The following is a 25,018-nucleotide window of genomic DNA, read 5'->3' on the forward strand; positions in this document are numbered from 1 at the left end:
CTCTCGTGCTGTCTGGAGGGAAGCGGTCGGGGTACCCGCGGCATTTGGGCCGGAATCGGGCCGCCGGGTCCGCTCGAGTGGCCGGACCGGCCGGCATCGTGCACGCGTCGGCGCTGTTCACGAGGCCTGCCGCGCACGGGTGATTTCTGCGACTGCCTCGGCGGTGGTCATCACCCGCGCGTACCGGTCCCGGATGGTGGTGATGGTCGCCTCCTGCAGTTCCGGCGTCACGGTGGTACAGCCGTCCTCGATCAGCGTCACGTAGAACCCGAGGTCGCAAGCGTCGCGTACCGCGGTCGAGACACACTCGTTGGTATAGACCCCTACCATGAACAGCGAGCTGATGTCGAGATTGCGCAGCAGGTAGTGCAGGTTGGTCGAATTGAAGACGCCGCTGGCGGTCTTGTTCAGCACGATCTCGTCGCCCACCGGCGCTACCGACTCGACGAACTCGGCCTCCTTCGAGCCGGGCGAGGCATGCAGGTTCAGCCGCTTGTGGCCGGGGCTGCGGTCCCGGCCGTCACGCGTCAGCGACTGGATCCGGGTATGGATCACCTCGAGCTGCCGTGCCCGGAACGCGTCCTGGAGCTTGCGTACGTTCGGCAGCACCTCGGTCTCGAGCTGGTGGAAGTAGTATTCCTGGGCTGCCAGCGGCACCCCCGAGGCGGCGACATCGGCGAACACGCCGTGCCCGCGCGCCGCATCGAGGTACTGCAGGTCGATACACAACAGCGCGACATGGTGGCGCGCAAGCTCCTCGCGCAGCAGGCGGGTCGAGATCAGGCTGCCGCGGTACTGGTCGCGCAGCGGATCGAGCGCGTCGAAATCGGTGATGCTGGTGATCTTGTCGGTCATCGGATCCTCCCGTCAGTCGCGGGCCGCGAGCGCCAGCACGCTGCTCAGCATCAGGTTTGCGCCCGCCTCGATGTCTTCCCAGTTCGTCCACTCGCCCGCGGAATGGCTGCGGCCCTCGATGCTGGGCACGAAGATCATGCCAGTGCGCGCCACCGAACTCATGCTCTGGGTATCGTGCGCCGCGCCGCTGGGCATGCGCAGGTAGGCCTGCCCCATCGCCTCGGCCTCACGGGCGATCAGTTCGACCAGGCCCGGATCGCATTTCGCCGGCGGAATCTCGGACAGCACATCGAACTCGAACATCAGGTCGCGGCGCCGCGCAATACTGGACAGCGTGCGCCGGCAGGCATCCGACAGCGCCTTCAGCACCCGGTCGTCGGTGTCGCGAACCTCCAGCGAGAAGGTCGCGAGACCGGGAATCGTGTTCGCGGCACCCGGCTTCAATTCCACCCGACCGATGGTAGCGCGGCTGTTCGGGCCGCCGTGCTCCTCCAGGATGCGGTTGATCTCGCCGCCGAACTCGGCCAGCCCCTGGAACGCGTCGATGCGCATGTCCATGGGCGTGGTACCGGCATGGTTGGCCTGACCCTTCAGCCGCACCTCCCACTTGAACAGCCCGGTGATCGCTTCGACCACGCCGATGCCGATCCGCCGCCGGTCGAGCACCGGCCCCTGCTCGATATGCAGTTCGAGGAACGCATGGATGCTGTTCGGGTCGCGGCGGGCGTCCAGCGCGTCGTTCGCGTCCAGGCCCCAGCTGGCCATCGCATCCACCAGCGTGATCCCCTCGAGATCCCGGGCGCCGTGGATCCGTTCCGGCGTCAGCTGCCCGGCCATCGCCTGGGATCCGAACAGCCCCCCGAAGCGCCCCTCCTCGTCGCTGAAGTCGATGACCTCCAGCGGGAAACGCAGCGCAATGGCGCGTTCCTTCACGGTACGCAGAACCTCGAGCCCGACCAATACCCCGAGGGCGCCGTCCAGCGGCCCACCGCCAGGCACGGTATCGAGATGGGATCCCATCACTACCGCCGGACGCTTGCCATCGAAATCCAGGCGTCCATGAAGGTTTGCGGCACCGTCCTGGTGGATCTCGATGCCGGCCACCGCGAGGCGTTGCCGGAACCAGTCCCGCCCCTGCCGATCGCACTCGGTGAACGCACGGCGATTGAGACCGAATTCCGTGTCGCGACCGACCTGCGCGAGGTCCATCACGTCCTGGCGCAGGCGCTCCATGTTCACTCGTGTTTCGGACATCGTGATTCCCGTTTACGGATTTCGGAGTCGGTAGCGTACCGCGGGCCGCAGGTCATCCACCGCCATCAAAGGGTTGCAGGCCGGCCATCGGCTCAGCGGACGCCATATGCCCCACCAGCGCGTGCAGCGACACATTGAGTGCCGCCAGCTCTGCCGGGTCGAGCGCATGCAGCGCCCGGTTCAGCTCGCCCTGGGGCGCAGCGGGCGCTCGCTCGAGCAGCGCGTCTCCGGCCGGGGTCACGAACACCCGCACGATACGCTGATCCCGCTGGCGCCGCATGCGCTCGATCAGCCCCGCCTGCTCCAGCTTGTCCAACAGGTTCGATGTGGTCGACGGGTGCACCGAAAGACGCCGCGACAGGTCGCCGACATTCAGTCCGGGGCTGCCTCGTACCTCCCACAACGCCCACAGCTGCGCCGCACTGATGCCACAGGAACGCTGCACGCTGCGCGAATGGCCCTGCAGTGCACGGATGATCACCCGAAGCTGGCGGATGACCGAATGCACGGTTTCGGTCCGGTCGCCGTCGGGCGACGGGGATGCACCATCAGGCGCGGACATCAGAGTCGCGGCTCCGAGTCGGCCGCCGTGGGCCTGCGACAGGCAGGACTCCCATGGTATCGATGACCAGCAGCGGCGATGGCTGTGCCGGGGATCCAAAGGTACATGGCAGGGGCTCGGTTTCCTGAATGCTGGAATGGCGGCTGTCCCGGGCCTTCGCCGGGAAGAGTCTTCTGCACCTGACGACCGATGTTGCTGCCGGGAGTTCGGGGCGGCGCCAGGATCCGCGCCGTTCCAGAGCGGGCACCCAACGATTATCGATTGATGAACCAGGAGACGAGCTGTCATTTTTGTGCAAAACTATTTGCCGTGCAACCCCGCGACCGTGCCCTTGGCCACGGACCGCTGGTGCATCGGTTGGATGCTCCGCCTCCAGGCCCGGCCGGGAGCCTGTCGCAAGGCACGCGCGATGCCCCTGGTGCCGGGAAACGCAATGCCCGCGGATCGCGCGCGACGCGCGTACGCGTGTTGGACGCGCCGTCTGCGCAAACCAAGACGGTGCCCGGAACCGCAAGAGAAGGGAGAACCGAATGAACAAGAAGATCCTCGCGGCGCTGGCCGCCGCTTCGCTGTTTCCCCCGGGCCTGGCCGCTGCCGACGACGGTGCGGGCGGTCTGAACATCCATTTCTACGGCTCGCTGCGAATCCACGGCGAGCACGTGCGCCCCGACAACCGGGACGAGGCGGCCGGCGGTCTGGGCTCCTACACCGCGCTGCGCGACGCCTATTCACGGTTGGGGGTCGCCGCAGACTGGGCGCCCAACCCGGCGGTAGAGTTCTTCGGGCAACTGGAGCTGCCGATCGATACCGCCAATCTGAAGGTCCAGGACCCGTACGATCAGGGCGGCTTCGGACGCGACGACGAGGAAAACGTGCGGGTCGCACTGATCGGCGTGCGCGGCGACTTCGGCACCCTGCAATTCGGCCAGCAGTGGATGCCGTACTACAACGCGATCTCGTACCCGGTCGACATGTTCAGCACGTATTACAGCGGGTTCGCGACCTATGCGGTCTTTCGGGTACGCGACACCGTGGCGTATTACAGCCCGGATTTCCACGGCTTGTCGTTTGCGGCCTCGTATTCGGACAAGCGCGGAAACGTGAAGTCGACCTCGCGCATCGACGACAGCCGCACGCAGCTGACCGCAACGTACGCGTTTGGAGACACCACCGTGTCGGCCGGGGTCGACGACCGGGGCAGCCCGGTCGGCGATCGGGACCGGATCTGGGGCCTGTCCGCGTCGCATCAGCTGGGGGACATTTACCTGGCAGCCAAGTACGAGCGCTTCGATTCCGACAACGACAGCCCCGGGGCCTTCAATCGCGACGGCAACGAAGCCTTCAACGTCTTCGCCAGCTACACGCTCGACCAGAACACCTTCAAGATCATGCTTGCCGACGTCGAGAACTACGGTGATACCGTCGTCCATCTGGGCGTCGACCATCGTGTCAACGACGACCTGACGCTGTTCGCCGAGTATTACTACGAGGAAAGCACCGCGGCGATCACCACCAAGCGCGGCGGCCTCGGCGATTTTCCGGCCGGCGCGAACGGTGGACAGGTGCTCGCGGCAGGACTTCGCTACAACTTCTGAAACGCCGGCGCCCCGGTACCCGGTGCTCAGGCCCCGCTCGCCGGGGCCGCTAGCCGACGCCGGGGCGTGCGCAGCCACAGCGCGCGGTGACTTCCGGCGCCCCGTGGAACCCAAACAAGGGAGGATTCCCGGTGAACGACGAGAAAGACGAAGCGATCGAAACCAAGGTTGAGGAGATCGCGCAGCGCTACGAGACCGACTACGAGATCGGTCAGCAGAACATCAACCCGCTGGGCCTGGACCTGCACAATCCGGTGTTCGTGGTCAGCTCGCTGCTGATCCTGCTGTTCGTGGTGGGATCGCTGGTCTTCCCCGAACAGGCCAATGACGCCCTCGGCGCGACCCGCGTCTGGATCGGCGAAACCTTCGACTGGCTGTTCCTGTCGGCCGGCAATCTGTTCGTGCTGTTCTGCCTGGCGCTGATCCTGCTCCCGGTGGGCAGCATCCGCATCGGCGGCGTCGACGCCACCCCGGACTACTCGGTGCTGTCATGGTTCGCGATGCTGTTCGCCGCCGGCATGGGCATCGGGCTGATGTTCTGGAGCGTTGCAGAACCCGTTGCGTATTTCACCGAATGGTATGGCACGCCGCTGAACATCGAGGGGGGCACCGAGGAGGCGAAAGCGGCGGCCCTCGGCGCGACGATGTACCACTGGGGCCTGCATCCCTGGGCGATCTATGCGGTCGTCGGACTGTCCCTGGCGTTTTTCGCGTACAACAAGGGCCTGCCGCTGACGATCCGCTCGACGTTTTACCCGCTGCTGGGCGACCGCGTCTGGGGGCCGCTCGGTCACGTGATCGACACGCTTGCGGTACTGGCGACGATGTTCGGGCTGGCGACCTCGCTGGGACTCGGCGCCCAGCAGGCGGCGGGAGGACTCGAGTTCCTGTTCGGCATCGACGGCGGACTGAACACCCAGATCGCAATCATCGTGGTGGTCACGGTGATCGCACTGATCTCGGTAATCCGGGGGATCGACGGCGGCGTGAAAGTGCTGAGCAACTTCAACCTCGGCATGGCTCTGCTGCTGCTGATCTTCGTGATGATCGCCGGGGCGTTCGTCGCGTTCCTGGCGAACGTCGGCACGACCGTTTCCGCCTATGCGCAGTACATGCTGCCGCTCAGCAATCCCGTGGGCCGCGAGGACGATACGTTCTATCACGGCTGGACCATCTTCTTCTGGGCCTGGTGGATCTCCTGGTCGCCGTTCGTCGGGATGTTCATTGCCCGGATCTCCCGCGGCCGCACGGTACGCCAGTTCGTGACCGCGGTACTGCTGGTCCCGACGGTGGTCACCATCATCTGGATGAGCGCATTCGGGGGCAGCGGGATCGATCAGGCCTGGGCCGGAATCGGCGCGCTGGCCGGGGGAATCAGCGATTCGTCGCTGGCGCTGTTCCAGATGCTCGACAACCTGCCGTTCGCCGCGATCACCTCGTTCCTCGCGGTCGTGCTGGTGCTGATCTTCTTCATCACCTCGTCCGACTCCGGCTCGCTGGTGATCGACAGCATCACCTCCGGGGGCAAGACCGACTCACCGCAGTCGCAGCGGATCTTCTGGGCGACCATCGAAGGTCTGGTGGCCGGCGTGCTGCTGGCGGTGGGCGGCGTCGCCGCGCTACAGGCGCTGCAGGCCGGAGCGGTCAGCACCGGTCTGCCGTTCGTGGTGGTTCTGCTGCTGATGTGCGTCAGCCTGGCGATCGGACTGCACCATGAGCGGATCCTGTTGAAGTTCGCGCCCGACAAGGCGGCCTGAACCGACACTGGAGCGGGCCCGAAGGGGCTCGGACCGCCCTGCAGGTCGTCTGCGGCGGCGGTCGGGCCGACTGAGGCCGCATTCGGGCGGCGAAACCCCGGCCCCGGTTTCGGTCGGGCCTTGCCGGTCGACGCAGCGCCAGCTACCCTTCGCCCCGGGGTCCCGGCAGTGGGCCGGCCAGCGAATGGGGAGAAGCGAGAAGTGGCGAAAGGGCTGGGAGCGAGACTGCAAGCGGCAGCAGAGCGGGTGCTGCAGGGAGACGCGCCGCCGGATCCCTCCCGCTACGGCGACCCGGTGGCGGAACAGACCGACTGGACCCCGATCGGCGGCAACAGTGCGAACTTCCGCACCCACCGGCTGCGCGAGGTCGAGCAGGGCAGGCTGGAGTTCCGCACCACCCTGGGGGCCAAGCTCTTCTGGATGATCTTCGCGGCGATCGGGCTGGGGCTGCTCGCAGTCTTCTACGGCAATGGCCTTCAGGCGGAAGGCTTCGAATGGAACCCGGACATGCTGGGCGTCACCGCGTTCGGGCTGGTATTCGCGGCGGTCGGGTTCGGCGGCCTGTACTTCTCGTCGGCGCCGATCGTGTTCGACCTGCGCCGCGGCCTGTTCTGGAAAGGCCGCAAGGCACCGGGGCGAGTCGCCGACCGGCGCCGGATCAAGCACTTCGCGGAACTGAACGATGTCCATGCACTGCAATTGCTCCGTACCTGGAGCACCGGGAAGAACCGCCGCCGGGTCTATGAACTGAACCTCGTGCTGAAGGATGCCGAGCGGTTGCCGGTGCTGCGGCACGGTGGCAGTCTCGCGGGCCTGCGCGCCGAGGCAGAACAGATCGCCCGGCTGCTCGACTGCCCGCTGTGGGACGCGACCCGCTGACGCGCACTCAAACCGGGGAGTCGCGGCCGGGCCGGCGGATCCGGTCGGGGTGGGCGAGGCGCCCCAGCAATACTGCGAGCAGGATCGCCGGCAAGCCGATCACCGCCGACGAGATGAAGAACCAGAACCAGCCGATGTGTTCTGCCAGCAGCCCGGTAAACCCGCCGAGGAATTGTCCCGGCAGCGTCATGATCGAACTGAACAGCGCGTACTGCGTGGCCGTGTAGGCAGTGTTGGTCAGGCTCGACAGGTAGGCGATGAACACCGAGATCGCGAGCCCGCCGCTGATGTTGTCGGCCATGATCGCGAGCACCAGGCCGTAGGTCTGCGGACCCAGCGTCGCCAGCCAGGAGAAGGTCAGATTGGTCAACGGCGCCAGGATCGCGGTCGCGATCAGCATGCGCAGGATTCCGAACCGCATCACCAGCAGCCCGCCGACCGCGGCCCCGGTCAGCGTCATCGCCAGCCCGAAGGCCGCCGCGACATTCGCGATCTCGGTCTTGCTGAAACCGAGATCGAGATAGAACGGGTTGGCCATCACGCCCATGAAGATGTCGCTGATGCGGAAGGTCGCGATGAACAGCAAAATCACGATCGCCACCAGCCCGAAGCGCTGCCAGAAATCCGCGAACGGCCCGACGACCGCGCCGAGGAACCAGGCGGTCAGGTCTCGGCGCCAGCCACGGTGCGCGGTTCGGTCCAGGTAGTCGACCACGCGCTGCTCGAGGCGCCGGGTCTGGCGGTCGACCTCGACCTCGGGTTCGCGGATGATCAGCGTGGTCACGATGCCCACGGCCATCAGCGCCGCCATCGTGCCGTAGGCCAGGCTCCAGTCGCCCGCAGCCGCGAGGTGCAGCGCGCCGGCACCTGCCGCGAGCAGCGCCACCCGATAGCCGAACACGTAGGTCGCGGCCATCGCGCCCTGGCGGTCGCGGCTGACCGCCTCGATTCGATAGGCGTCGATCGCGATGTCCTGGGTCGCGGAACCGAACGCGGCCAGGATCGCCCAGACCGCGACCAGCCACAGATGTTCGCGCGGATCGGTGAACGCGATCCCGGCCAGCGCCAGCGCGATCACCCCCTGCGCGAACAGCATCCAGGCGCGGCGCCGGCCGAACCACCGGGTCAACAGCGGCAGCGCCATGCGGTCCACGACCGGAGCCCAGAACACCTTGATGCTGTGGGCCATGCCAACCCAGCTCAGGAAACCGATCGCGGCCAGTTCGACCCCGAGATCGCGCAGCCAGGCGGTGAACGTGCCACCGACCAGCAGCAGCGGCAAGCCCGCCGAGAAGCCGAGGAACAGCATCCCGATCACCCGCGGGTGGCCGTACACGGCGAACGCCGCACCCCAGCCGCGCCGGCCGGGGGCGCTGGTGGGCTCGGTCGTCTCAGTCATCGCAAAGATTCAGCAGGATACGCGCATCGGAGTCGGCGGCCGGGCCGGTGCACCCGCACCCCGGGCGCATGCAGTGACGCCAACCCCGCGACGACGGGTCCGGTCAGCCGCGAGACCGGCCGGATTCCGATTCAGGAGACGCGCGGCGTTACCGCGGTCCGTGGAACAGCTCGCCGGGGAACTGCCGGGTTGCGCGCGGATCGGGACCGGGGGGCGGCCCCTGGAAGAGCTCGCCGGGGAACCGCTGGGGGCCGGCGGCTCCCTGAGCCGGACGCATCTGGCCCCAGACCTTGTCCGGACCGCCGGCGGGCGGCGGCTGGCGCCAGACGTCGCCCGGGCTCCCCTGCACACCCGGCCCGGATGCCAGATGAAGCGCCTGCGTCGTCGGATTGCTTCCCGCCTGCACGGAACCGGTGACTGCCGTCGCCAGGACCAGCGCACTGGCCACGGCCCACATCCGCTTCGTCATCATCAAGCTCCCCCTATCTGGGTCGAAATCGGTGCCAAGTGCGCGGTCGAAGCACATGCATCCATTGACCACCGGCAGAGTATCGCTGACGTCATCCGCTCGCGGCAAGCTCGGACTCGGCCCGGCCGCTCGCCGGCGAGTAGCCATAGTCGATCCAGAACGGCGCGTGATCGGAGAACCGCTGGTCCTTGTAGATCACCGGGTCGCGCGCAGTCGCGGCCAGCCCTGGGGTCGCGATCTGGTAGTCGATCCGCCAGCCGACGTTCTTGGCCCAGGCCTGCCCCCGGTTGGACCACCAGGTGTACTGCTCCGGCCGCGGATCCAGGCTGCGGAACACGTCGACCAGCCCCAGCTCCCCGAACACCCGGTCCAGAAACGCACGCTCCTCGGGCAGGAAGCCGGAATTCTTCTGGTTCGCCTTCCAGTTCTTCAGGTCGATCTCGCGGTGGGCGATGTTCCAGTCGCCGCAGATCAGCCACTCGCGCCCGTCAGCTGCGCGCTCGGCGAGCCACGGCAGGAAGAAGTCCAGGAAGCGCCATTTCGATTCCTGGCGATGGTCTCCAGACGAACCCGACGGCAGGTACAGCGACGCCACCGAGAGGTTTCCGAAGCGCATTTCGACGTAGCGCCCCTCCAGGTCGGCCTCTTCGAAGCCGAGATGGGTGATCACCGCGTCGGGCTGCATCCGGCTGTAGATCGCCACGCCGCTGTACCCCCGCTTCTCGGCATCGACATAGGCACTGTGATAGCCGTCGGGGTGGAACACCGGGTCGGCGAGCTGCTCGATCTGCGCCTTGGTCTCCTGGATGCAGACGATGTCGGCCCCGGATTGGGGCAGCCAGTCGAAGAAGCCCTTGCGCGCCGCGGCACGGATCCCGTTGGCATTGAGGCTGAGTACACGCATGGGCGCGCAAGATACCCGGGGCGGCGCCCACGGGGAAGACCTCGGACCGGAGATGCCGTCTGCACGTTGCCGCAGCGCAGGCCCGGCCCGGGGCGGCCGCGCCCTGCCCGACGGCGTCGCGGGGCCCACGCCGGGGGCCATCGCACGGACTGCCGCGAGCCCCTGCGTGCCCCCGGCGCCGCCGCGTGCCAGAATGACGACTTTTGCCGGAGTGCCCCCGATGTCCGCGCAGGATTTCCTTGCCTACTGCCTGGAGCGCAACGTACTGCGTTTCGGAGAATTCAGATTGAAATCGGGCCGGGTGAGCCCTTATTTCTTCAACGCCGGCCTGTTCGATCGCGGCTCGGACCTGGTCCGTCTGGGACGTCACTACGCCGAGGCGATCATCGCCTCCGGTCTCGAGTTCGACCTGGTATTCGGCCCGGCGTACAAGGGCATCCCGCTCGCAGCGGCCACCGCGATGGCGCTGCATTCCGAACACGGCCGCGACCTGCCCTGGGCGTTCAACCGCAAGGAGGCGAAGGATCACGGCGAGGGCGGATCCATCGTCGGCGCCCCGCTGGCCGGCCGGGTGCTGATCGTCGATGACGTGATCACCGCGGGCACCGCGATCCGGGAATCGGTCGCGACCATCCGTGCGGCAGGCGCGCAGCCGGTCGCGGTCGCGATCGCGCTGGATCGCGAGGAGCGCGGGCAGGGCGACCGCTCTGCGATCCAGGAGGTCGAACAGGACCTCAACCTGCAGGTGATCCGCGTGGCGCGGCTCACCGACTTGATCGCGATGCTGGAATCCGAAGACCGGGATCCGTCGCAGCTCGCGGCGTTACGCGCCTACCGGGATCGGTACGGGATCGCGGGCGGGTGATCGGGGGGATGACGGCCTTTCGGCCTTTTCCGCCCTACGCCTCTTTCATCATCGGGGGTGGCCACATAGGCCATGAAAGTGAGTCCCATTCGGTCTCTCGGTCTCCTGGATCGGGCGTCACTCGCAGGCAGGATCCTCCCCGCCTCGGCGCGTGGGTAGCTGCCGGAGCCTCCCCGGGCCCGCGCAGGGGTTCGGCGCACGCTACGGGATTGTTGCAATAGCGCCAGCGCTTCGATAGCTTGCAGTCGCTACCACTACAAGCTGGGGGTGCCGGTCCCGTCGCCGGCTGAGAGAGTCCCCTTGAACCTGATCCGGCTCGTACCGGCGGAGGGAAGCTTGCGGCGCCTGCCTCTGCTGGCCCCGTTTCCTCCACCGATCCAGCTCCGAGGAAACACAGATGAGCGCCATCCCCGAAGACTTCATCCGCCGCACCGCACGGCTCTCCGAAGACGTTGCCCGACCGTTCCCGAACTCGCGCAAGGTCTTTGCCCAGGGCAGCCAGCCAAGTCTGCGCGTCCCGATGCGCGAGGTGGCACAGCATCCTACCCATACTTCGGCAGAGATCGAGGAGAATCCGCCGATCACCCTGTACGACACCTCCGGTCCGTACACTGACCCGTCGGTCGAGATCGACCTGTTGCGCGGCCTCCCGGAGGTGCGGACAGCCTGGATCGAGGAGCGCGGCGACACCGAGCCGCTCGACGGCCCAACCTCCGACTACGGCCGCAGCCGCGCCGCGGACCCGGCGCTGGCGGCCCTGCGCTTCGAGCACCTCCGCGGGCCACGGCGGGCGCTGTCGGGCCGCAACGTCACTCAGATGCACTACGCCCGCCGCGGGATCGTGACCCCCGAGATGGAGTACGTCGCGATCCGCGAGAATTGCCGGCTCGCCGAGATGCGTGCCGATCCGCGCTACGCCCGGTTGCTGCGCAGCCATGCCGGGGAGGCTTTCGGTGCCCGCATCCCCGACGAGATCACCGCCGAGTTCGTGCGCGCCGAGGTCGCCGCGGGCCGCGCGATCATCCCGGCGAACATCAATCACCCCGAACTCGAGCCGATGATCATCGGGCGCAACTTCCGGGTGAAGGTCAACACGAACATCGGCAACTCGGCGGTGACCTCGAGCATCGAGGAGGAGGTCGAGAAGCTCGTCTGGTCCTGCCGCTGGGGCGGCGACACGTTGATGGACCTGTCGACCGGGAAAAACATCCACGAGACCCGCGAGTGGATCCTGCGCAATTCGCCGGTGCCGATCGGCACGGTGCCGATCTACCAGGCACTGGAGAAGGTCGACGGCAAGGCCGAGGAGCTGACCTGGGAGCTGTTCCGCGACACCTTGATCGAGCAGGCCGAGCAGGGCGTCGACTATTTCACGATCCACGCCGGCGTGCGGCTCGCGTACGTGCCGCTGACCGCCGACCGCGTCACCGGCATCGTGTCGCGCGGCGGATCGATCATGGCCAAGTGGTGCCTGGCACATCACCAGGAGAACTTCCTGTACACGCACTTCGCCGAGATCTGCGAGATCATGAAGGCCTACGACGTGTCGTTCTCGCTCGGCGACGGCCTGCGCCCGGGCTGCATCGCCGATGCGAACGACCGCGCGCAGTTCGCCGAATTGGAGACCCTCGGCGAATTGACGAAGATCGCCTGGGACCACGACGTGCAGGTGATGATCGAGGGTCCGGGCCATGTGCCGCTGCACAAGGTGAAGGAGAACGTCGACAAGGAACTGGCGGACTGCCTCGAGGCGCCGTTCTACACATTGGGCCCGCTGGTCACCGATGTTGCGCCGGCCTACGACCACATCACCTCGGCGATCGGCGCCGCGAACATCGGCTGGTACGGCACCGCGATGCTCTGCTACGTAACGCCGAAGGAACACCTCGGGCTGCCGAACCGCGAGGACGTGCGCGACGGCATCATCAGCTACCGGATCGCCGCGCATGCGGCCGATCTCGCGAAGGGATTCCCGGGAGTGCAGGTACGCGACAACGCGCTGTCGAAGGCGCGCTTCGAGTTCCGCTGGGAGGACCAGTTCAATCTTTCACTGGACCCGGAGCGCGCGCGCGAGTACCACGACCAGACGATGCCGAAGGAGGCGCACAAGGTCGCGCATTTCTGCTCGATGTGCGGGCCGAACTTCTGCTCGATGAAGATCACGCAGGACGTGCGCGACTATGCGGCGCGGCAGGGTCTGAGCGAACAGGAAGCGCTGGAACGGGGGATGCAGGAGAAGGCGCTCGAGTTCGTCGAGAAGGGCAGCGCGCTCTACCGGGAGGTCTAGCCGCCTGCGTGCCTGCCCGGCATTGCCCGCGCCGCCTTTCGGCTCGCGGGCGGGTCGCGAACCGGCTCCAGCATTTCGCCCGGGAACGGGAGGCCGTCAGGGGGTGTTGCCCAGCCAGAAGTCCAGCGACCGGTCGAGGAATTCCTTCCAGGTCATGTAGTGCGACCCGTCGCAGGAGAAGGTCAGGCTGATCATGCCGTTGAACAGATTGATCGACGCGGATCGCAGATAGACCGTCTCGTCCGCGAAGCGCAGGCCCTTCAGCGTGTCCAGGATCGGCCCGATCGCGTCGGCGGGGACCAGCCCGTTTTCGGGGTAGGTCCGCTTCGGGAACGCCAGGCAGGTATCGGGGTCGCCGAGCGCGTCCTGCGTCAGGATCCGGTAGCGATAGGGATCGTCCAGCGTCCAGACCGTGGCCCGGCTGCTGGAGAAATGCAGCACGCACTGGAACACCCCGCGCTCGGTGATCAGCTCCTCCAGCACCGAGATCACCGCATCGATGTCGCGGTCCAATGCGCTCTCGACGCGGCTTTGCAGGAACACCGTGCCGCGGATCGACGGGTCGCCCTTGATCTGGCGCCACTCGGTCGACTCCTCGTACAGGATATTGCTGTCCGGCAGGTTGCGCAGGTCGAAGTCCGCGCCCATGAAACCGAGCACCTGGCCGTCGGGGTCGCGGATCAGCTGCAGCGCGGTCATGCAGGGGCGGCGCCCGAGCAGGCTGATGAACGCTTCCGAAAGCAGGAACCCGTCCGCGGGAACGACTTCCTTCATGTACGGACGCTGGGAACGGTCGCGGCCGAAATGCTCGGTCAGCAGCCCGTCGTGGGAAATATTGTCGCTGATCTGGATCCCGTCGGTGTTCAGCGCGTACAGGAACGTGCATTCGGGCAGCTCCCGGATCCCGTCCAGCAGCACCCGATCCAACGCCTCGCGATTGGGCCAGGCCTCCGTCAGGCGCTGCGCGATGCGCGTCAGCGGCGCGTGCAGATGCGCCTCCATTCGCCGCCGCTGTTCCTCCACCGTCGTTCGAAGCTTGTCCATTCGCCGTTCCTGTGCCGTGTTTCCAGCGCGCGGTACCGCCGCGAGTGCCGGGAGCATCCGGCAGGTACGGGCACCGCCGCATGCGTAGTCAGTTTCTATAGAAAGAATAGATATTATTGCCTTTCCCTACGATCGCTCCGCGGGTACAACTGTAATCGAGAATACATTCGGAGGGAGTGAAATGATCAAGACCGCATCGTTCGGATTCGTTCATGTCGCGGTCGCGTTCGGCGTCGTCTATGCACTCACCGGCAGCGTCGCCATCGGCGGCGCGGTGGCGCTGATCGAACCGCTGGTGAATACCATCGCCTACCATTATCACGAAAAGGTCTGGGACCGGATCCGCCGGCGTCCCCGCGAGATTTCGGGAGGCACCCATGTCCTGCAGGGCTGACGCCGCACTGTCCGAGTGGCCAGTGGATCGTATCCGCGATGCGATCCCCTCCGATCTGCCGCGGGTGAACACGGTGATCGAGGCGGCCGTCGGCACCTGGAACTTGCCCGAACGCGTGAAGCGTCTGGCAATGCCTTCCTACCGGTACGCGGCCGACGACCTGGACCACCTGTCGCTCCGGATACTGCTGCTCGGCGAGGCCGTGGTGGGCGTCGCGGCCTGGGAACCGGCAGACCCGGGCTTCAGCCCGCCCCGCTCGGCCCGCGCGGCGATGCTGCTGCACGGGCTGTACGTCAGTCCGGTCCATCATCGGCAAGGGCATGCGACCCGACTGCTGGACGACGGCATACGGCGCGCGCGCGAGGAAAGGTACGAGGGAATCCTGGTGCGCGCCCAGGCCGAGGCCGAGGGCTTCTTCGCACGGCAGGGGTTTCAGCGGCTCCCGGTCCAGGATCCGGTCCGGGACTATGCGGCAAGGTACTGGAAGACACTCGCCTGAAGGGCGGCGTCTGGTAATGTAGGGGTCTCCCCAAACGTTGCGAGGCATGCCGAATGAGTGATTCCAGGGAGTGTCGTGTCGCGGTGTTCAGCACCCAGAAATACGACCGTCTGTTCCTGACCCAGGCCGCGACCGACAGCAACGTGCAGTTCCATTTCCTCGAACCCCGGCTCGAGCCGGATACCGTGGTACTGGCCCAGGGTGCGAACGCGATCTGCGCATTCGTGAACGACCGGCTCGACCGCGAGGTGCTTACCGCGCTGAAGGATGCGGGGATCGACCTGGTGGCGCTGCGCTGCGCCGGGTTCAACAACGTGGACCTGAAGGCCGCCGAGGAGATCGGGGTGCGGGTCGCACGCGTTCCGGCCTACTCACCGAACGCGGTCGCCGAGCACGCGGCGGCACTGATCATGACACTGAACCGGAAAACGCACCGCGCGTTCAACCGGGTTCGGGAAGGCAACTTCCTGCTCGACGGGCTGATGGGCTTCGACGTGAATGGCTGCACCGTGGGCATCGTCGGCACCGGGCGAATCGGACGCAGTTTCGCCCGCATCATGCAGGGATTCGGCTGCGAAATCGTGGCATTCGATCCGTATCCAGATCCGGAGGTCGAGGAGATGGGGATCGAATACCTGCCTTGGGAAGGCTTTCTGAACCGGTCCGACATCATCAGCCTGCACTGCCCGCTGACGCCGGAAACCCATGCGATGGTCGACGAAAAGGCCATCAGCCTGATGAAGCCCGGCGTGATGCTCATCAACACCAGCCGCGGCGCGATCGTCGATACTCATGCGGTGATCGATGGCCTGAAGAGCGGCCGGATCGGCAGCCTGGGCCTGGACGTGTACGAGCAGGAGGAGAACCTGTTCTTCAAGGATCTCTCGGAAGAAGTGATTCAGGACGACGTGTTCCAACGCCTTCTGACATTCCCCAACGTGCTGATCACGGGGCACCAGGGTTTCCTGACCCGGCAGGCGATGGAGGAAATCGCCAGGACCACGGTCGAAAACCTGAGCTGCCTGGCGAACGACGAGCCCTGCCTGAACCGGCTGATCTAGCCGCCCAAGTCCGGCAGGCTGCTGTCAGCCCACGTCCGACAGACGGCCAACGACTCCGACGCTTCTCCCCCGCCCGCCCCCGCAAGACGGAGGCGGGTCGCCGGGTTGCGGGTCAGGCGGGCTTGCGCCGGATCGCGAGCGTGCCGGGGACATTGCGGGATCCGCGCGGGGGATAGGGCTTGCCCGGGGCCGGGCCGCGGCCCGGAGTTCTGCCGGAGCCCGCCCAGGCCCGTGGCTTGCGCTTCGCGGCCGACTCGCCGCCCTTCGCGCGGGGGCGCTTCGGTACGCCAGCCAGACGCCGTTCGTCCCGGACGTGCTTTGACGGGGCGCCAGACAGGCTGGCGCGCTCGCCCGCGAGTTCCGGCGTTTCCAGGGTAAGCTCCAGCCGGCGCTGCGCGACATGGATCCGGCCCAGACGGCGGACCGCGGAATCGTTCAGGGCCGCGGGAAGATCGACATGGCTGTAATGATCCATCAGGCCGATACGGCCGATGTCGCCCCCGGACAGCCCGCCTTCGTTCGTCAACGCACCGACGATCTCGCGGGCGCCGATGCCGTCGCGCCGACCGATGGGCATGTAGTAGCGCACCCGGTCCTCGTCCGGGACGCGACGGTCGGTGCGCGGACGATTCCCGGGGTCGGCCCCGCGATCGCCAGCGCTGCCGCGGACACGCGGCCCGTCGCCGCCACGGCGCGAAGACGCGCTCGCCCGAGCCGCCGCCGCGAGCGGATCCTGCTCCTGGTGTTCGGGGGTCAGCAGCGGGGTCAGTTCGGTAGCCAGCGCCAACAGCGCGCCGGCGAGGTCGCGCTCCGACGCGTTGCAGCGCGCCAGCAGCACATCGACCAGCTCGCCGTGGCGTTGCGAATGCCCGGATGCGAGCAGTGACTCGATCCGATCAGCGAAGCGCGCCTGCCGGCTGGTGGCGACGGCTTCGAGGTCTGGCACCGGCAGCGGCCGGACCGGTTTGCGGGTCAGCGTCTCGATCTCGCGCAGGATACGGCGCCGCCGCGGTTCCAGGAACAGAATCGCGCGACCCTTGCGTCCGGCGCGGCCGGTGCGGCCGATCCGGTGCACATAGGCCTCGGCGTCGCCGGGTGCGTCGTAGTTGAACACATGGCTGATGCGCGGCACATCGATGCCGCGGGCCGCCACGTCGGTGGCGACGATCACGTCGATGCGGCCGTCGCGCAGATCGGAGACGACGCGTTCGCGCTCGTTCTGCTGCATGTCGCCGTTCAGCGCGGACACCGCGTGCCCGCGGGTGGCGAGCCCCTCGGCGATCTCGAGCGTTGCCGCCTTGGTGCGCGCGAACACGATCGCCGCATCGCGGTCCGGCTCGACTTCCAGCAGCCGCCCGAGCGCCTCGAGCTTGTGGCGCCCGTCGACCAGGCAATACCCCTGGTCGATGTCGGCCCCGGCCTCGTTGCCGGCGCCGATGCGGATCTCCTCGGGCTCGCGCAGATGGCGATGCGCGATGCGCCGGATCGGCGCCGGCATCGTCGCCGAAAACAGCGCCGTCTGCCGTTCGGCCGGGGTCTGCTCCAGGATCCATTCGATGTCGTCGATGAAGCCCATCCGGAGCATCTCGTCGGCCTCGTCGAGCACCACCAGGCGCAGACCTTCCAGCGCCAGCGTGCCGCGCTTGATGTGGTCGACCACGCGCCCGGGGGTACCGACCACGATCTGCGGGCCTTCGCGCAGCCGGCGCAGCTGCGCGCCCATGGGCTGGCCGCCGTAGACGGGCAGGATTTCGATCCCGCCGATCCCTTCGGCAAAGCCGCCGAGTGCGACCGCCACCTGGTTTGCGAGCTCGCGCGTGGGGGTCAGCACCAGCGCCTGGACGCGGCGCTCGCTGGCGTCGACGCGCTCGATCAGCGGCAGGCCGAACGCACCGGTCTTGCCGGTGCCGGTCTGGGCTTCACCCAGCACGTCGCGGCCGCTCAGCAAGGCCGGGATACACGCCGCCTGGACGGGCGTGGGTTGCTGGAAGCCCAGGCGCTCGACCGCGAGCGCGAGCGGCTCGGACAGGCCGAGCTCGGAGAAGGACGGGGAATGCGGCATTCGGGGTACTCAAGGAGAGGCCGGAGGCAGACCGGCAATGGGGCGCGCTGCGCCAAACCGCGCAGTATACACGAACGACCGGCGCCGGGTCCGGGATCTGCGGCTGGGATTCACTGCCGTGGCCCCGGGCTGCCCCGGCCACCAAGGGAGTCGAGGGACGCCGCCGGTCGTGCTGGCGCGGGAAACACGGCCTCCCACGCCGCCCCAGCTGTCAACGCGAGGGCCAACGGTCGCGGCGCGGTGCCTGCGCGCTCTTCCGCCCGGCCCTCCCCGTCGCCGGGGGACGCACCCCCGGCATTGCCGAGTCAATCCAGGTGATACGAGATGAGCCGTTCGACCTCGTTCTTCGAACCGAGCACCACCGGCACGCGCTGGTGGATTCCCTCGGGCTGCATCGTCAGGATGCGCTCGCGGCCGGTGCTGCTGGCACCGCCGGCCTGCTCGATGATCAGGCTCATCGGGTTGGCCTCGTACATCAGCCGCAGCTTGCCACCTTGATCCTTGGCCTTCAGCTTTTCGTCGAGCGGATACATGAACACGCCGCCGCGGGTCAGGATCCGGTGCACCTCGGCGACCATCGATGCGACCCAGCGCATGTTGAAGTCCTTGCCGCGCGGGCCTTCCTTGCCGGCCAGACACTCGTCGACGTAGCGCTTGACCGGCGGCTCCCAGAACCGGCTGTTGGAGGCGTTGATCGCGAACTCGCTGGTGTCCTCGGGGATCTGCACGTTCTCGTGCGTCAGCAGGAACTCGCCGAAGTCCTTGTCCAGCGTGAACATCTGCGCGCCGCGATCGCGCGTGGCGAAGACCATCATCGTCGACGGCCCGTACAGGCAGTAGCCGGCGGCGCACTGCTCGGCACCCGGCTTCAGGAAGTCCTCGGTGGTCGGCTGCGTGACGCCCGGGGGCGCCTTGATGATCGAGAAGATCGTGCCGACCGACACGTTCACGTCGATGTTCGACGACCCGTCCAGCGGGTCGAACAGCACCAGGTAGTGGCCGCGCGGCGCGTCTGCGGGCAGCTGGTAGATCTCGTCCATCTCTTCCGACGCCAGTCCGGCGACGTGGCCGTTGTGGGCCAGCGCTTCGATGAACACCTCGTTGGTGATCACATCGAGCTTCTTCTGGGTCTCACCCTGCACGTTTTCGGAGCCCGCCGAACCGAGCACGCCGATCAGGTCACCCTTGTTCACGAGGTCGGAAATCTTCTTGCATGCGACCGCGATGTCATTGAGCAGGCCGGTGAATTCGCCGGTTGCCCCCTGGATCTGGCGCTGGGTCTCGATGATGTAGTTGGTCAGTGTCGTGCCGATGTGCATGTTCTGGTTCCTGGTTGGTCGAACGAGTCTGCGGCCATGGGACTCCATGCGCGGCGCGATCGCCGCACAGCGCCGGAAACGGGCCCCGCGATCGGGAACCCGTCGCAGCGGCCCGGTTTGCATAGCGGGCCAATGGGACACAAAATCGGCATCCAAGGTCCGTGCCGACCGGTATCCTGCAGCACCCGCCGCCGGCGGGCGCCCGTTCCCGGGCGGCACCGGGCAGGCCCGGCCGCAAGTTCGCCACATGTTAGCAAAAGCTGTGGAGCAATCCCGCTGGTACCGTGGCTGCACGGGTATCGCGCGGGCTGCGCCGCGCCACCAGGGGAGCGATCGATGCCCAAGAATGCGCTGTACGCCCAGTCCGGAGGGGTCACGGCCGTGATCAACGCGAGCGCTTGCGGTGTAATCGACGCGGTGCGCGCGCATCCGGCCCATTTCGGCACGTGCTTCGCCGCGCGCGACGGGATCCTCGGCGTGCTCCGCGAAGAGATCATCGACCTCGACCAGGAAGACCCGCTGACGCTGGCCGCATTGCGCCATACACCCGGAGGCGCGTTCGGCTCGTGCCGCTTCGATCTCGGCGACCCCGAACGCGATCCGCGTCAGTACCAGCGCCTGGTCGAGGTCTTTCGTGCCCACGACATCGGCTATTTCTTTTACAACGGCGGCGGCGGCTCGATGGATACCGCACTGAAGGTCGCGCGGATCGGCGATCTGATGGGCTACCCGATCACCGCGGTCGGCGTTCCGAAAACGATCGACAACGACCTCGATGCAACCGACACCAGTCCCGGTTTCGGCTCCGCCGCGAAGTTCATCGCCACGGTCGTGCGCGAGGCCAGCCTCGACGTGGAATCGATGCACACCAGTTCCACCCGCGTGTTCCTGCTCGAGGTCATGGGACGCCATGCGGGCTGGTTGGCCGCGGCGGCGGCACTGGCCCAGGAATACGACGGTCAGCCACCGATGCTGATCCTGTTCGCCGAAATCCCGTTCGACCAGCAGAAATTTCTGCATCACCTGCATCTGACGATCGAGCGCCACGGCTACTGCGTGGTCGTGGTTTCGGAAGGCCTGAAAGAATCGGACGGCACGCTGTTCGCCGTCGCGCAGAGTCACGACGTCTACGCCTACACGCAGCTGGGCGGCGCCGCCCCTCGCCTCGCCGACCTGATCAAGAGGGAGACGGGCCACAAGCTGCACTGGGCGGTGGTCGACTACATCCAGCGTGCGGCACGCCACCTGGCCTCCAAGGTCGACGTGGATCAGGCCTACGCAGTCGGCAAGGCGGCAGTGGAGGGCGTCGTTGCCGGGCACCACAGCTTCATGCCGGTGATCCGCCGCCAGACCAGCGTGCCGTATCGCTGGAGCATCGACCGCGTACCGCTGGAGCGGGTCGCAAACATCGAGCGGAGCATGCCGCGCGAGTTCATTTCGCCGGACGGCTACGGCATCACCCAGGCCTGTCGCGATTACCTGCGCCCGCTGATCGAGGGCGAGGACTGCCCGCCGTTCGAGAACGGCCTGCCCTGCTACCCCCGGATCCGCGGCGTGCTGCGCCCGAAACGCTGTCCGGAATTCACGATCGGAACCGACTGAGATCCGCACCCGCAGGATACGGTGACGCAGGTCCGGCCCCCAGCGGCGCGGGTGGTGTATAAGAACAGCCGGGGAACGCGCGACGATCCGGGCGTGCCCCGGCAACCCCGGTGGAGGACATCCGATGACGAACGCAGTAAATCGGTACTCGCGGCTGCTGGTCCTGGGCTGCACCCTGCTGCTGACCTTGCTTCCCGCTACCCCGGCGCTGTCCGGAATGCTGGGCACCGATGCACTCATCGCGACCGCCAGTGCGGAGCCGGCCCGGGCAGCGCTATTGCAGAGACTCGACGCCCAGGAAGTCGGGGCGGCACTCGAGCGCCTGGGCGTGGACCGCGCCGACGCCGAGGCCCGAATCGCGCGGCTGACGGACGCCGAGGTCGCCGAGCTCCACGCGCGGCTCGACGCGCTCCCAGCTGGGGCGGGAGCGCTCGAGACGGTACTGATCGTGCTCCTGGTCTTCGTGATCACCGACGCGCTCGGCATCACCGATATCTTCACCTTCGTGCGCCCGGCCCGCTGATCCGTGAGCCGGCGCAGGCCCCGTATCTGCCGGACCGCGCGGGTGGTGCCGGTCTGGCTGCTGTTCGCGGCACTCGTCGCGGGATGTGCCAGCGCACCGCAGAGCGCGCGCATCCAGCAGGAGGCGCGCGCCGACCTGCCGGCGCGCGCGGAGCTGACCACCACCCCGTTCTTTCCCCAGCGGGAGTATCAGTGCGGGCCAGCCGCACTGGCGACGGTACTGGCGGTACAGGACATCGACGTTCTGCCGGACGATCTGATCTCCGAGGTCTACGTGCCCGAGCGCCAGGGCAGCCTGCAGGCCGAAATGCGCGCGGCTGCGAGGGCCCGCGGCCTGGTCGCCTACCGACTGCGGCCCGAACTCGACGACCTGCTCGCCGAAGTGGCGGCGGGGCAACCCGTGGTGGTGTTCCAGAATCTCGGCCTCGGTTTCGCACCGCGGTGGCATTATGCGGTGGTCGTCGGATACGACCTCGACGCCGGGCAGATCGTGCTGCGTAGCGGCACCATCGAACGTCATCTGAATTCGCTGCCGCGTTTCGAACGGACCTGGGCCCGAGGCGGCCACTGGGCGTTCGTCGCCGTGCCCCCGGATCGGCCACCTGCTAGCGCCGAGCCGCTGCAATGGCTGCGCGCGGTGAACGAACTCGAGCAAACCGGCCTGCTGGAGGCCGCCCGCACCGGCTACGAAACCGCGGTCCGCCACTGGCCCTGGCAGCCGATCGGCTATATCGGCCTTGCGAACACGCGGTTTGCCGCCGGCGACTTCCCGGAAGCCGAGGACGCGCTGCACGCGTTGCTGCAAACGCAGCCCGAACGTCATGAGGCCTGGAACAACCTGGCGCATGTGCTCGTTGCACGCGAGTGCGGCCCGCTCGCCCGCGAGGCGGCCGCCTGCGCCAGCCGGCTGGCACCGCAGCCCGGGATCTACCAGCGCACCGTGCACATGGCCGCGGATGCCACTGCATCCGCGACCGAATGCCGGCCGCTGCCACCGTGCCCCGCCGACGCGGGAGCCGCGGCGGGTGAGGTCCGTCGCTGAACCCAGGACGCAGGGTCACTCCGAAACCGTGATGGCAACGCAGCGCCCGGACGAAAACACCAGCAAGACGGTATTCGGTTGGATGGAAATGGCCTAAGCTTGATCCGTGCCGACGACGCCTTTCCCATGAATCTGACCGCGATCTATCCCGGAACTTTCGATCCGATCACGCACGGCCATACCGACATTGTGCGGCGGGCATCGCGCCTGTTCGGGCGCATTGTCGTGGCGGTGGCGGAGAGCCCGGCGAAGCATCCCGAACTGCCCCTGGAGACTCGGGTCGATCTCGCGCGGAGCGCGCTGACGGGTCTCGGAAACGTCGAAGTGCAGGGGTTCGACATGCTGCTCGCCCGCTTCGCGCGGGAGCAGAAGGCCGACGTGATACTGCGCGGACTGCGGGCGGTTTCGGACTTCGAGCACGAATTCCAGCTCGCGGCGATGAACCGGCAGCTGAACCCGGCGGTCGAGACGATGTTCCTGACGCCCTCCGAGGAGTACAGCTTCGTGTCCTCCAGTCTGGTGCGGGAAATCGCCCGCCTGGGGGGAGACGTCTCAAACTTTGTCAGCCCGGCGGTCGACCGGGCCCTCGCCGAGCGTTATTCCGCCGCCTGAGCCGGCCCGGCGACGGACAATCGAAGCGGAGAAGCGCCCATGGCCCTGATGATTACCGACGAGTGCATCAATTGCGATGTCTGTGAACCCGAATGTCCGAACGGCGCCATCTCGGCCGGAGACGAGATCTACGTGATCGACCCCGACCTGTGCACCGAATGCGTGGGCCACTACGACGAGCCCCAGTGCCAGCAGGTCTGCCCCGTGGACTGCATCCCGCTGGATCCGGAGCGCCGGGAATCCCGTGACGAGCTGATGGCGAAATACGAGCGCCTGAGCGCCACCTGACCGCTGAACGAGCATGTACCGCAACACGGCCCTGAGCGCGCGCTCGTTCGGCGCGTACGCCTGCACGTGGATCGTGGCGCTGCTGCTGGTGTGGACGCCCGCCCGCGCCGGACCGGGGCACCATGCGGTGGCCACCGCCCATCCGCTCGCCACCGATGCGGCCGAAGCGGTGTTGGCGGCCGGCGGCAATGCCTTCGATGCCGCGATTGCGGTCACCGCGGCGCTGGGAGTCGCGCAACCGCAGGGATCGGGCCTCGGAGGGGGAGGGTTCTTCCTGCTGTACCACGCCGAGTCCGAACACTCGGTCATGCTCGATGCGCGCGAAACCGCGCCGGAAGCGGCCCACCGGGATCTGTTTCTCGACGATGCCGGAGAGCCGGTCCCCGGCCTGTCGCTCGACGGCGCCCTTGCTGCCGCGATTCCCGGAACCCCCGCCGCGCTGGTGCACCTCGCCGAGCACTACGGGCGGCTGTCTCTCGGCACGAGCCTCGCCCCCGCGATCGAGCTGGCGGAAGAGGGGGTGCCAGCGGACCTGACCTACCTGCAAATGGCCGAGTTCCGCAAGCGGGCGCTGCGCGCAGGCGCCGATGCGGCCGGTATCTTCCTCGATGACGGCGAGCTGCCTGCCGAGAGAGCACGGATCCTGCAGCCCGATCTTGCGCGCACCTTGCGGCGGCTGGCCGAACACGGACACTCCGGCTTCTACGAAGGGGAGATCGCCCAGCGGCTGGTCGAGGGGGTCCGGGCCGAGGGCGGAATCTGGTCGCTCGACGATCTGGCACGGTACCGCGTCGTCGAACGGCGGCCGGTAGTGCTGGAGTACCAGGACGCGCGGATCGTGACGGCTGCCCCTCCGTCGTCGGGTGGGATCGTGATCGGCCAGATCCTGAACATCCTGGCCGCGGCCGGCGCGGTCGACGATTCCGGGCTCCGAACCCATCTGCTGGTCGAGGCGATGCGCCGCGCCTACCGCGATCGCGCGCTGTACCTCGGCGATCCCGATCACGTTCCCATCCCGGTGACCCGGCTGCTCTCCGCGGACTACGCCGCCGATTGGTATGCCAGCATCGACCCGGACCGTGCGACGCCAAGCGCGAGCCTGCCGCTGTTCGGCGAGGCGGAACACGCGGCGACGACCCGAACGGCCCGCGAGAGCCGCCAGACCAGCCACTTCTCGGTGATGGATGCCGACGGCAACCGCGTGTCCGGAACGATCACGCTGAACTACCCGTTCGGCTCCGGCCTCGTCCCGCCCGATACCGGTGTATTGCTGAACAACGAGATGGACGATTTCGCCACCCACCAGGGCAGCCCCAACGTCTACGGGCTGATCGGGTTCGACGCCAACGCGGTCGGGCCGCACCGTCGGCCGCTGTCCAGCATGAGCCCGACGTTCGTCGAGACCCCGGACCGGATCGCCGTATTGGGCAGCCCGGGCGGGAGCCGGATCATCACGATCGTGCTCCAGGGCATCCTCGCGACGCTGGAGGGCGCTGACGCCGAGGCACTCGCGGCACGCCCGCGATTCCACCACCAATACCTGCCCGATCGGGTCGAATTCGAAACCGGCGCCTTCACCTCGTCGGTGCGCGCGTCCCTCGTTCGGCGCGGACATCGCCTGGCCCCGCAGCTGCGGCCCTTCGGCGACCTGCAGGTGGTCGTCTGGGACCGCAGCGAGGATCGGCTCGAGGCAGCTTCGGATCCCCGTGGCGATGGCACCGCCAGCGTCTTCGTGCAACGCTGATCC

At 67.5% G+C, this 25,018-nt stretch carries 23 protein-coding genes and 1 riboswitch; of the genes, 14 read left to right on the plus strand and 9 right to left on the minus strand.

Annotated features, from left to right (window positions below; all coding sequences use genetic code 11):
* Window positions 1–117: 117 nt before the first annotated feature.
* From THITH_RS16715 to THITH_RS16725, 3 genes are read right to left on the minus strand one after another with little or no spacing between them, the layout of a single operon-like run.
* Window positions 118–855, minus strand: coding sequence for a cysteine hydrolase family protein (locus THITH_RS16715; RefSeq protein WP_006746646.1), 738 nt, complete (start codon window positions 853–855; stop codon window positions 118–120).
* 12 nt (window positions 856–867) lie between these two features.
* Window positions 868–2,109, minus strand: coding sequence for a Zn-dependent hydrolase (locus THITH_RS16720; RefSeq protein ID WP_006746645.1), 1,242 nt, complete (start codon window positions 2,107–2,109; stop codon window positions 868–870).
* 52 nt (window positions 2,110–2,161) lie between these two features.
* Window positions 2,162–2,671: a MarR family winged helix-turn-helix transcriptional regulator gene (locus THITH_RS16725; RefSeq protein ID WP_006746644.1), complete on the minus strand. Its 510-nt coding sequence runs from the start codon at window positions 2,669–2,671 to the stop codon at window positions 2,162–2,164.
* A gap of 530 nt (window positions 2,672–3,201) precedes the next feature.
* On the opposite strand from THITH_RS16725, the gene THITH_RS16730 reads away from it, so the two are divergent.
* The 3 genes from THITH_RS16730 (at window position 3,202) to THITH_RS16740 (ending at window position 6,902) form a co-directional block, all read left to right on the plus strand.
* A complete protein-coding gene (locus THITH_RS16730; protein ID WP_006746643.1) occupies window positions 3,202–4,266 on the plus strand; it encodes a porin in 1,065 nt (354 codons plus the stop codon).
* Window positions 4,267–4,421: 155 nt separating this feature from the next.
* The gene (locus THITH_RS16735) at window positions 4,422–6,023 is read left to right on the plus strand and encodes a BCCT family transporter (RefSeq protein ID WP_408645515.1); all 1,602 of its coding nucleotides are present in this window, start codon (window positions 4,422–4,424) and stop codon (window positions 6,021–6,023) included.
* A gap of 201 nt (window positions 6,024–6,224) precedes the next feature.
* Window positions 6,225–6,902, plus strand: coding sequence for a hypothetical protein (locus tag THITH_RS16740; protein WP_006746641.1), 678 nt, complete (start codon window positions 6,225–6,227; stop codon window positions 6,900–6,902).
* A 7-nt stretch (window positions 6,903–6,909) separates the two neighbouring features.
* Here THITH_RS16740 and THITH_RS16745 read toward each other — a convergent pair whose 3' ends face one another.
* From THITH_RS16745 to THITH_RS16755, 3 genes are all read right to left on the minus strand, one after another.
* Window positions 6,910–8,301, minus strand: coding sequence for an AmpG family muropeptide MFS transporter (locus THITH_RS16745; RefSeq protein ID WP_006746640.1), 1,392 nt, complete (start codon window positions 8,299–8,301; stop codon window positions 6,910–6,912).
* Between the two features lie 148 nt (window positions 8,302–8,449).
* The gene (locus THITH_RS16750; RefSeq protein ID WP_006746639.1) at window positions 8,450–8,770 is read right to left on the minus strand and encodes a hypothetical protein; all 321 of its coding nucleotides are present in this window, start codon (window positions 8,768–8,770) and stop codon (window positions 8,450–8,452) included.
* Window positions 8,771–8,861: 91 nt separating this feature from the next.
* Entirely contained in the window at window positions 8,862–9,674 is an 813-nt protein-coding gene (locus THITH_RS16755) for an exodeoxyribonuclease III (RefSeq protein WP_006746638.1), read from the minus strand.
* Window positions 9,675–9,894: 220 nt separating this feature from the next.
* On the opposite strand from THITH_RS16755, the gene pyrE reads away from it, so the two are divergent.
* On the plus strand, window positions 9,895–10,539 hold the full coding sequence (gene pyrE / locus THITH_RS16760; protein WP_006746637.1) for an orotate phosphoribosyltransferase: 645 nt from the start codon (window positions 9,895–9,897) through the stop codon (window positions 10,537–10,539).
* A 253-nt stretch (window positions 10,540–10,792) separates the two neighbouring features.
* Window positions 10,793–10,889: riboswitch (TPP riboswitch) on the plus strand.
* A gap of 47 nt (window positions 10,890–10,936) precedes the next feature.
* On the plus strand, window positions 10,937–12,826 hold the full coding sequence (thiC, locus tag THITH_RS16765) for a phosphomethylpyrimidine synthase ThiC (protein ID WP_006746636.1): 1,890 nt from the start codon (window positions 10,937–10,939) through the stop codon (window positions 12,824–12,826).
* A 96-nt stretch (window positions 12,827–12,922) separates the two neighbouring features.
* Here the strand turns inward: thiC and THITH_RS16770 are convergent, their stop codons facing one another.
* Entirely contained in the window at window positions 12,923–13,870 is a 948-nt protein-coding gene (locus THITH_RS16770) for a PDC sensor domain-containing protein (RefSeq protein ID WP_006746635.1), read from the minus strand.
* Window positions 13,871–14,051: 181 nt separating this feature from the next.
* Here THITH_RS16770 and THITH_RS16775 point away from each other — a divergent pair, with 181 nt between their 5' ends.
* From THITH_RS16775 to THITH_RS16785, 3 genes are read left to right on the plus strand one after another with little or no spacing between them, the layout of a single operon-like run.
* Window positions 14,052–14,264 (plus strand): DUF2061 domain-containing protein, encoded by a 213-nt coding sequence (locus THITH_RS16775; RefSeq protein WP_006746634.1) that lies wholly within the window; start codon window positions 14,052–14,054, stop codon window positions 14,262–14,264.
* Entirely contained in the window at window positions 14,248–14,763 is a 516-nt protein-coding gene (locus tag THITH_RS16780; RefSeq protein WP_006746633.1) for a GNAT family N-acetyltransferase, read from the plus strand. Before THITH_RS16775 ends, THITH_RS16780 begins: the two co-directional genes overlap by 17 nt.
* Before the next feature lie 53 nt (window positions 14,764–14,816).
* Window positions 14,817–15,824, plus strand: coding sequence for a 2-hydroxyacid dehydrogenase (locus THITH_RS16785; RefSeq protein ID WP_006746632.1), 1,008 nt, complete (start codon window positions 14,817–14,819; stop codon window positions 15,822–15,824).
* Between the two features lie 112 nt (window positions 15,825–15,936).
* On the opposite strand, the gene THITH_RS16790 is transcribed toward THITH_RS16785, so the two are convergent.
* Window positions 15,937–17,886 carry a DEAD/DEAH box helicase gene (locus THITH_RS16790; protein ID WP_006746631.1) on the minus strand — a complete coding sequence of 650 codons (1,950 nt, stop codon included), beginning with the start codon at window positions 17,884–17,886 and terminating at the stop codon, window positions 15,937–15,939.
* A 305-nt stretch (window positions 17,887–18,191) separates the two neighbouring features.
* Window positions 18,192–19,205 (minus strand): class 1 fructose-bisphosphatase, encoded by a 1,014-nt coding sequence (locus THITH_RS16795; protein ID WP_006746630.1) that lies wholly within the window; start codon window positions 19,203–19,205, stop codon window positions 18,192–18,194.
* Window positions 19,206–19,541: 336 nt separating this feature from the next.
* Between THITH_RS16795 and THITH_RS16800 the strand changes: the two genes are divergently transcribed.
* From THITH_RS16800 to ggt, 6 genes are all read left to right on the plus strand, one after another.
* A complete protein-coding gene (locus tag THITH_RS16800; RefSeq protein WP_006746629.1) occupies window positions 19,542–20,807 on the plus strand; it encodes a 6-phosphofructokinase in 1,266 nt (421 codons plus the stop codon).
* A gap of 124 nt (window positions 20,808–20,931) precedes the next feature.
* Window positions 20,932–21,330, plus strand: a complete 399-nt coding sequence (locus THITH_RS16805; RefSeq protein WP_006746628.1) for a PA2779 family protein — start codon at window positions 20,932–20,934, stop codon at window positions 21,328–21,330.
* 42 nt (window positions 21,331–21,372) lie between these two features.
* A complete protein-coding gene (locus THITH_RS16810) occupies window positions 21,373–22,371 on the plus strand; it encodes a PA2778 family cysteine peptidase (protein ID WP_006746627.1) in 999 nt (332 codons plus the stop codon).
* A gap of 126 nt (window positions 22,372–22,497) precedes the next feature.
* Entirely contained in the window at window positions 22,498–22,983 is a 486-nt protein-coding gene (coaD, locus tag THITH_RS16815) for a pantetheine-phosphate adenylyltransferase (RefSeq protein WP_006746626.1), read from the plus strand.
* 39 nt (window positions 22,984–23,022) lie between these two features.
* Window positions 23,023–23,271, plus strand: a complete 249-nt coding sequence (locus tag THITH_RS16820; RefSeq protein ID WP_006746625.1) for a YfhL family 4Fe-4S dicluster ferredoxin — start codon at window positions 23,023–23,025, stop codon at window positions 23,269–23,271.
* A 13-nt stretch (window positions 23,272–23,284) separates the two neighbouring features.
* Window positions 23,285–25,015, plus strand: a complete 1,731-nt coding sequence (ggt, locus tag THITH_RS16825; protein WP_006746624.1) for a gamma-glutamyltransferase — start codon at window positions 23,285–23,287, stop codon at window positions 25,013–25,015.
* Window positions 25,016–25,018 lie beyond the last annotated feature (3 nt).

This window comes from Thioalkalivibrio paradoxus ARh 1 (genome assembly GCF_000227685.2).
GTDB classification, from domain to species: domain Bacteria; phylum Pseudomonadota; class Gammaproteobacteria; order Ectothiorhodospirales; family Ectothiorhodospiraceae; genus Thioalkalivibrio; species Thioalkalivibrio paradoxus.

Coding starts and splice junctions, on each gene's coding strand:
- THITH_RS16715 (WP_006746646.1), bottom strand. CDS start 855: ATGACCGACAAGATCACCAGCATCACCGATTTCGACGCGCTCGATCCG.
- coaD (WP_006746626.1), top strand. CDS start 22,498: ATGAATCTGACCGCGATCTATCCCGGAACTTTCGATCCGATCACGCAC.
- THITH_RS16720 (WP_006746645.1), bottom strand. CDS start 2,109: ATGTCCGAAACACGAGTGAACATGGAGCGCCTGCGCCAGGACGTGATG.
- thiC (WP_006746636.1), top strand. CDS start 10,937: ATGAGCGCCATCCCCGAAGACTTCATCCGCCGCACCGCACGGCTCTCC.
- THITH_RS16820 (WP_006746625.1), top strand. CDS start 23,023: ATGGCCCTGATGATTACCGACGAGTGCATCAATTGCGATGTCTGTGAA.
- THITH_RS16755 (WP_006746638.1), bottom strand. CDS start 9,674: ATGCGTGTACTCAGCCTCAATGCCAACGGGATCCGTGCCGCGGCGCGC.
- pyrE (WP_006746637.1), top strand. CDS start 9,895: ATGTCCGCGCAGGATTTCCTTGCCTACTGCCTGGAGCGCAACGTACTG.
- THITH_RS16725 (WP_006746644.1), bottom strand. CDS start 2,671: ATGTCCGCGCCTGATGGTGCATCCCCGTCGCCCGACGGCGACCGGACC.
- THITH_RS16745 (WP_006746640.1), bottom strand. CDS start 8,301: ATGACTGAGACGACCGAGCCCACCAGCGCCCCCGGCCGGCGCGGCTGG.
- THITH_RS16770 (WP_006746635.1), bottom strand. CDS start 13,870: ATGGACAAGCTTCGAACGACGGTGGAGGAACAGCGGCGGCGAATGGAG.
- THITH_RS16785 (WP_006746632.1), top strand. CDS start 14,817: ATGAGTGATTCCAGGGAGTGTCGTGTCGCGGTGTTCAGCACCCAGAAA.
- THITH_RS16800 (WP_006746629.1), top strand. CDS start 19,542: ATGCCCAAGAATGCGCTGTACGCCCAGTCCGGAGGGGTCACGGCCGTG.
- THITH_RS16730 (WP_006746643.1), top strand. CDS start 3,202: ATGAACAAGAAGATCCTCGCGGCGCTGGCCGCCGCTTCGCTGTTTCCC.
- THITH_RS16775 (WP_006746634.1), top strand. CDS start 14,052: ATGATCAAGACCGCATCGTTCGGATTCGTTCATGTCGCGGTCGCGTTC.
- THITH_RS16795 (WP_006746630.1), bottom strand. CDS start 19,205: ATGCACATCGGCACGACACTGACCAACTACATCATCGAGACCCAGCGC.
- THITH_RS16780 (WP_006746633.1), top strand. CDS start 14,248: ATGTCCTGCAGGGCTGACGCCGCACTGTCCGAGTGGCCAGTGGATCGT.
- ggt (WP_006746624.1), top strand. CDS start 23,285: ATGTACCGCAACACGGCCCTGAGCGCGCGCTCGTTCGGCGCGTACGCC.
- THITH_RS16805 (WP_006746628.1), top strand. CDS start 20,932: ATGACGAACGCAGTAAATCGGTACTCGCGGCTGCTGGTCCTGGGCTGC.
- THITH_RS16750 (WP_006746639.1), bottom strand. CDS start 8,770: ATGACGAAGCGGATGTGGGCCGTGGCCAGTGCGCTGGTCCTGGCGACG.
- THITH_RS16790 (WP_006746631.1), bottom strand. CDS start 17,886: ATGCCGCATTCCCCGTCCTTCTCCGAGCTCGGCCTGTCCGAGCCGCTC.